This window comes from Pseudomonadota bacterium, assembly GCA_039193195.1.
In the GTDB taxonomy this organism is placed as follows: domain Bacteria; phylum Pseudomonadota; class Gammaproteobacteria; order Steroidobacterales; family JBCBZW01; genus JBCBZW01.
In genome coordinates this window covers 1-6810 of the sequence record JBCCWS010000091.1, presented here as the reverse complement: position 1 = coordinate 6810, position 6810 = coordinate 1, and the positions used below count along the sequence as shown (strand labels likewise).

6 protein-coding genes are annotated in these 6810 nt (G+C 65.6%); 4 read left to right on the top strand and 2 right to left on the bottom strand.

Annotated elements, in window-relative coordinates; translation table 11 throughout:
- The first annotated feature begins 237 nt into the window (after positions 1-237).
- Together AAGA68_27120 and AAGA68_27115 are read left to right on the top strand one after the other, a co-directional pair.
- Positions 238-753 (top strand): adenine phosphoribosyltransferase, encoded by a 516-nt coding sequence (locus AAGA68_27120; GenBank protein ID MEM9388743.1) that lies wholly within the window; start codon positions 238-240, stop codon positions 751-753.
- A 156-nt stretch (positions 754-909) separates the two neighbouring features.
- Positions 910-2175, top strand: a complete 1266-nt coding sequence (locus AAGA68_27115) for an alpha/beta hydrolase (GenBank protein MEM9388742.1) — start codon at positions 910-912, stop codon at positions 2173-2175.
- A 50-nt stretch (positions 2176-2225) separates the two neighbouring features.
- Here the strand turns inward: AAGA68_27115 and AAGA68_27110 are convergent, their stop codons facing one another.
- Together AAGA68_27110 and AAGA68_27105 are read right to left on the bottom strand one after the other, a co-directional pair.
- Positions 2226-3176 carry an NAD(P)-dependent oxidoreductase gene (locus AAGA68_27110; protein ID MEM9388741.1) on the bottom strand — a complete coding sequence of 317 codons (951 nt, stop codon included), beginning with the start codon at positions 3174-3176 and terminating at the stop codon, positions 2226-2228.
- A gap of 63 nt (positions 3177-3239) precedes the next feature.
- Entirely contained in the window at positions 3240-4391 is a 1152-nt protein-coding gene (locus tag AAGA68_27105; protein ID MEM9388740.1) for a tRNA-dihydrouridine synthase family protein, read from the bottom strand.
- Between the two features lie 325 nt (positions 4392-4716).
- Between AAGA68_27105 and AAGA68_27100 the strand changes: the two genes are divergently transcribed.
- Entirely contained in the window at positions 4717-6480 is a 1764-nt protein-coding gene (locus AAGA68_27100; protein MEM9388739.1) for a NirA family protein, read from the top strand.
- Between the two features lie 26 nt (positions 6481-6506).
- On the top strand, positions 6507-6810 hold a 304-nt coding region (locus AAGA68_27095; GenBank protein ID MEM9388738.1), incomplete at its 3' end, for a hypothetical protein.

Sequence of the window (6810 nt, the reverse complement as noted above, 5' to 3'; positions counted from 1 at the left end):
CTTGCGGCCCGGCCCCTAGCTAGTGTCCTGAGTTAGAAGTTCGTTGATGAATTCGCAGGCGAGTTTTTGTCCCTGAGCGCGGCGCGAGGACGAGCGTGGCAGGTCCCACGGGAGGAGGAGCAACGTGTTCAGGGGCGAAAAGGTGCCGCGAAGTCATCAACGAACTTCTAACTCAGGACACTAGGACCGAGCTGGTACCATTAGCGCTCCAACCGCCTCGGGAGCTTCTTGATCATCATGGACGATCTCGCCCGCCTGATCCGCGACGTGCCTGACTTCCCCAAACCGGGGATCGTCTTCAAGGACATCACGCCCCTGCTCGCCGACGCCGCAGGCCTGCGTCTTGCGATCCGCACGATGGCGGACCAGATCGAGGACCTGCAGCTCGATCGCATCGTCGGCATCGAGTCCCGTGGCTTCATCTTCGGCGTGCCCCTTGCCTTGGAGCTGGGTTTGGGCTTCACTCCGGCGCGCAAGCCCGGCAAGTTGCCCTGGCGCACTCAATCGCAGTCCTATGATCTGGAGTACGGTCAAGACACGCTCGAGATTCATGAGGACGGCGTCCATCCCAGCGACCGAGTGCTCGTGGTGGACGACCTGCTGGCGACGGGGGGCACGATGAGTGCAACCGTGGGCCTAGTGGAAGCACTAGGTGCGCGGGTGGTTGCGGTCTCGGTGGTGATCGAGCTGGCGTTTCTGAACGGTCGCGAACGCCTGCCCGAGCGTCGAGTCGAGTCGCTACTTAGCTACTGAGCCCGTAGCAGCAAGGTCGCCGCGCCGTTGGTGCGGTGCGGGGTGAGATGCGCTTGCGACGTGCGGAGCGCGAGGCGTACGCTGCGGGGTAATGGTCCGTGGTCGCGGGGCCGCGCGCTGTTTCCCTCGCTCCACCCGCCGGAGTCGTTCGTCCTCATGAAGCTCTCGCTAACGCTGATCGCCGCCTTCGTGCTGCTTGCCTTCGGTCCCATCGCTCCGTCCGCTGCCCAGTCGACCTGCGGGCCAGACGCGCTGCAGGACAGCGGCTCCATCTACCGCATCTGCATGCCCCCAGCCGAGGACTACAACAACCGGCTGGTGATTTGGGCCCACGGTTTCCAGGATGCGACGGAGCCGGTCAGCATCCCGGAGGATCAGCTCTGCTTCGACGACGTTTGCTTGGACGACCTGTTCAACGGCCTGGGCTACGGCTTCGCCACCAACAGCTACTCCAAGACCGGCCTCGCCATCCTCCAGGGCTCGGACGACATCCTCGATCTCGTCGATATCTTCACGGAGGAGCAGGGGGCTCCGGAGCGAGTGTACCTCGTGGGAGCGTCCGAGGGCGGCATCATCACGACGCTGCTCACCGAAGGAAGCCCGGAGGTAATCGATGGTGGCGTCGCCGCCTGTGGGCCGATCGGAGACTTCAACCTGCAGCTCGAATACTTTGGCAACGCTCGCCTCGTGTTCGAAGTGCTCTGGCCCGGTCTGCTCCCGGGCGGTCCCTTCAACGAGCCCCAGGACATCGCCGACAACTGGCCCGACTACTTCTTCCAGGCGATCGAACCCGCCCTACGGGCGAACCCGGGGCGCCTGCTCGAGTGGGTCGCGTCCGCCGAGTTGCCGGTGGATCCAAACGACTTTCTGACCAGCGCGATCAACAGTGCCGAGGCTGTGCTGCGCTACGCGGTGGTCAACTACGACGACGCCACGCAAGTACTCGGGGGTTTTCCCTTCGGCAACACCGACAAGGTGTTCGGCGGCGTCCGCCTCGCTGAGCTGATCAACGATCGCGTGCAGCGGGTGGAGGCTGACCCGGCTGCGCTGGCCGAGATTGAAAACTACCAAACCACCGGCAGTCTCGATCGGCCGCTGATCACCATCCACACGACTGCCGACGAGCAAGTGCCGTACTTCCATGCGCCGATCTACGTGTTGAAGACGGTGCTGAATCTCGACTATCTCACGCAGCACTTTCATATCCCTTACGACCGTTACGGCCACTGCAACTTCACCAGCACGGAAGCGCTGGTCGCCTTCCTGCTGGTATTGTTGTACGCGGGTGACCTGTTCGAGGTGCAGGGCGTGGGGGAGATTCTGCCCGCTGAGCAGCTGGCAGACTTCGAGGCGAAGGCTCGCGAGTACGGAATTCGTTACCGGCTCGAGGGGCATCCGCGCGTGGTGTCATCTAAGGAGTAAGCCAGCAATCTGACTTAGGTTCGCGAGCGACACGCGGCTAGGGCCCCAGCTCACCGTGCCAGCGGCGATGTGTACGCCGCATCGTGCGCCAGCGGCGTTGGCTCGCCTGCCGCGAGGGCGTCGAGCACATCTTCGAATCGAGTCTCGTAAGCGAAACCGAGCGCGCGAGTGATGAGCGACCCGTCGTAGATGCGTCCGATGTGCCTCGGCAGCTGCCAACCCTGTTCGGCATACAGCTCGCCAGCGCGCGGGTACAAGCGGCGAACGACGCTGGCGGCGTCCTGCTTGAGCTCAAGAACGTCCTGGCGCGAGAACGGCGTGGGGGCGCAGACGAGGTAGAGGCCGAAACCGACTTCAGCCACCCGTTCGAGCGCGGCCAGGTGCGCCCTCGCCATGTCCTCCACGGTGGCCCGCCGGTTGAGTAGCTCATTGGCCTTCATGTTGAGCCCGCTTAGCTGATGGTGCGTATCGTCGTCTTCGGGGAAGAAACGCGAGGTGCGCAGCACGATAACGTCGAGGCCAAAGTCGATATGGTGCTGTCGGCAGAGGGCTTCCGCGGCGAGCTTTGTCGCGCCGTAGATATTGCGCGGCTCGATCGGGCCCGAGCGCTCATCCAGCCAGATTGCCGCCTCGCTCTGCTCGTTGCGAATCGCCTGGCTGATCATGAGCGAGGTCGTCGATGTGAAGACAAACCGCGTTCCGGGCTTCGCGCTGGCGGCCTCCAGCAGATTCAGCGTGCCTGTCACGTTGACGTCGACGAACGCTTGCTGCGGGTAGCGAGCGATATCGGGTTTGTGCAGGGCGCCGGCGTGAATCACTGCGTCGAAGTCGTGCGCTGCGAACGCAGCGCTCACCGCGTCCTTGTCGACGACGCTAGCGTTGATGAGCGTTAGGTCCGACGGGGCCACATCTAGGCCGATGGTCTGGTGGCCGTTGGCGTCGAGCAGCGGGATGAGGTAGCGGCCCAGCCAGCCGGAGGATCCTGTGACCAGTACCTTCAAGCGGCGCTCCTGTGCTGCCCTCGCCTGTGTTGGGTCGGCACCAATGAACCGTTGCGCATAGCGCTAGCCGGCGGCGCTCGCCGCGGCGGGTGTCGCGTAGTGTTCTTCGAGCACGCCCTGCCACGCGGCAGCGCAATCGACGCGGGTGAACGCTCGGCGAACGTCATTTGGGGCGAAAGGGTGGTGAGTCGAGAAGCGGATACCGAACTTGCGCATTTGGCGGGTGGCGCTGCGCTCGCCGTACAGGCGCATGGCGAGCCTGTGGTGCGTGAGCAGTACCTCGCGTTGCTCAGTGAGCGTCGGCACCAGCACCTCGCCGCCGGCCATCAGTGCGCGGGCCTGACGGAAGATCCACGGGTTGCCGATACACCCGCGGGCGACGGACACTGCGTGCACGCCCGTGTCCGCCAGCATCAGGAAGATGTCGTCTACGGTCCACACATCCCCGCTGCCGAAGATCAGTCGGTCGGGGTAGCGGCGCACCAGTTCGCGAAGGAAGGGCCAGCGGGCCGGGCCGTTGTACTTCTGCTCCACGGTGCGCGCATGCACCGTTGCCACGGCGTAGCCAGTCTCGTAGGCGGCGTCGAAGATACGTTCGAAGGCATCGGCCATCTGCGGCGTGTCGTCGAAGGCGCGGCGTAGCTTGACCGTGCAGGGCACTTGCGCAGGCACGGCTGCGCGTACGGCGCGCAGGATAGCGATGGCGTCGTCCGGTGCCGCCAGGAAGTGGCCGCCGCGGCGACGCTTACGAATTTTCTTCACCGGGCAGGCGAGGTTTACATCCACTACGTCGTAGCCCATCTCCGCCAGCGCCACGGCGCCACGCGCCATCCACTCGGGCTCCGTGCCCATCACCTGTCCAGCGACCGGGTGATCGTCTAGGCGGGCGACGGCGTTCTCCTCCAGGTCGCCTAGGCCGCGCGCCTCCTTCCGCAAGAGGTCTGGATCCTCTTGGCGCTTGCCGCGACCGCCGTCGACGAGCTTGCGATCGAGTAGCGCCTCGGTGATGCAAAAGGGGGCGCCGTGGGCGCGGGCGATCAAGCGCATGGCGCCGTCGGAATAACCGGCGAGGCCCGCTTGGAAAAAAGGGGCGTCGAAGCCAGCCGCGACGGCACTCGCCAAACGGGGGTCCGTAACGTGCTCGCGCGCATAAGCCCTGGCGCGCGCGCGAGCGCTGGCATCAGGGGGTGGGGGTGGGGTATCGGCGTTGGCCATGGCGCGGCAGTCTAGCAGGGTGCCGAGCAAGCGGTGAGCAACCGGTCAGAAAGGCAGGGTGAGTCGCCAAGGGCGCCCGGGCTACTCGCCCTTCGGTTCTGCTCAGGGGCGGCGTCCGCGGCGTTGCATCGCTTGCCAAAGGCGATGCCATTGGCTGCGCGACGCGCTTTGCTGACGCTGCCCGTTCGCAGACTGAGCGTTAGCTTATATACCAAGCGACCCACCGGCCGGTGATCGCCTGTCAGTCGCGCTCATCGGGGTTCTCCCGCCGACCAACGCTCGCTGAGCCCGTCGCCCACCCAGAGAATTGCCAGGGATAGTCGAGATGGATGGATCCTACCGCGAAAAGGGACAGCGCCAGAAGGGCTTCACACCGGAGCAGGTCGCCTGCCTCGTCGATGCGCTCGGCAAGCTCGAACTGCAGAATCTCTTCCAGGCAGGCGGTGGCACCCAGGCAGCGCCGGCCCCAGAGGCAGTTCATGGCACGCCGCTTGAGGACCTCTGCAAAGAGGAGGTGGCGAAGTACAAGCTGCATCCCCTCGATCTTTGGGAGAGGCTGGAGCATTGGACCGCCAAGAACGAGATCGCCACGGGGCTCGACCAGTTCCTGCTGCGCCACCTGGGCTTCTTCAACGTCGAGCCCACGAGCCCGGGCTACATGGTGCGCCTGCGCATACCTGCCTGCCGGCTGCGCGGCGATCAGATGCTGGCGCTTGCCGCTATTGCCGAGACCTTCGGCGGTGGCTACGCGCATGTGACGACGCGGGGCAATATCCAGATCCGTGAGATCGAACCCAAGGATGTGCTCAACGTCATCGACGCGCTGAACGAGGCGGGGCTTTCCTGCCAGGGCTCGGGCGCGGACTCAGCGCGCAATATGACCGCCTCGCCCACGGCCGGCTTTGACCGGCTGGAGTTGATCGACCTCTCGCCCTTCACCCGCCGGCTCTCGAACCTCGTGCTCAACACCCGCGAGCTGCGCGCCCTGCCGCGGAAGTTCAACATCTCCTTCGACAATGGCGGCACGATCTCCTGCGTCGCCGATAGCAACGACATTGCCTTTCAGGCCGTCGAGATCGGCGAAGGCGCGGGCCTGGAGCCTGGGATCTACTGCCGTATCGGCCTTGGCGGGATCAGTGGGCACCGGGATCTGACGCGTGAGACGGGCATGGTCTGCACACCGGAGCAGAGCGTGATGGCGGGCTACGCGATGCTGCATGTCTTCTGCGAACATGCGGACCGCACGAACCGGAAGAAAGCGCGTTTGAAGTACCTGCTCGACCGCGAGGGCGTCGATTGGTTCATCGCCCGCACGCAGGAGAAGCTCGATGCCCTCGACGCCGGTTTCCGGCTGACGCCGCTCTCGAGCGAGCATGACAGGCCGCGCCCGACCGTTGATCGCCAGGCTCATATCGGCGCCCATCCTCAGCGCCAGGACGGGCTGTCCTATGTGGGGATCGCGCTCGAAATGGGCCGCCTCTCGCCGGCGCAGATGCGGGTGATCGGCCGGCTCGCCATGGAGACGGGCGACAACGACCTACGGCTGACCGTCTGGCAGAACCTGCTGATCCCCCATCTCCCGGCTGCGCGCATGGCCGAAGTGGAGACAGCGCTCGCCGAGGCGGGGCTCGCCACCAGCGCCACCGCCTTCGCGGCCGGTGCCGTCGGCTGCACGGGCAAGGCCGGCTGCAAACTGGCGCTTGCCTATACCAAGGAGGACGGCACAGCCCTCGTCCGCCATCTCGAGAGCCGCTTCACGCTGGATCAGCCCATCAACATCCACCTGACGGGCTGCCCCAACTCCTGCGCTCAGCATTACATTGGCGACATCGGGCTGATGGGCGCCACGCTGCCGGACGGCTCGGAGGGCTATTACGTCGTCCTCGGCGGGGGCAGCGACGGCGACAAAGGGGTCGGGCGCCCCCTCTGCGGGCCCATCCCCTCGACCGGCATCAACGCGGTGATCGAGGGCGTGATCGCGCACTACCTCGCCGAGCGCGAGGCGGGCGAGACGTTCCTCTCCTTCGTGCGCCGCACGGAGGATGCCGCGCTGCCCGCGCTCCTGTCCCCCCTCGACCTCGCCTCCTGACAGCGACCTCCCCGGGAGAAGAACGGATGACCGAGCACGACACGACCATGATGAAACTGCTGGCGAGCACGATCGCGTCGCCGCCGGCGGCCAAGGTGCCCGACTTCATTCCCGCCGATGCGCCCTTCGACGAGGAGCAGCGCCTGTGGCTGAGTGGCCTTTTCACGGGCCTCTATGCACTGTCGACGGCGGCGAAGGCGGGGTCGGCAGAGCCGGAGGCTGGGACGGCGCTCACGATCCTCTATGGCTCGCAATCGGGCACGAGCGAAGCGCTCTCCAAGGACCTGCGCAAGTTCGCCGCCACCAAGGGCTTCGATGCGACGATCGCGG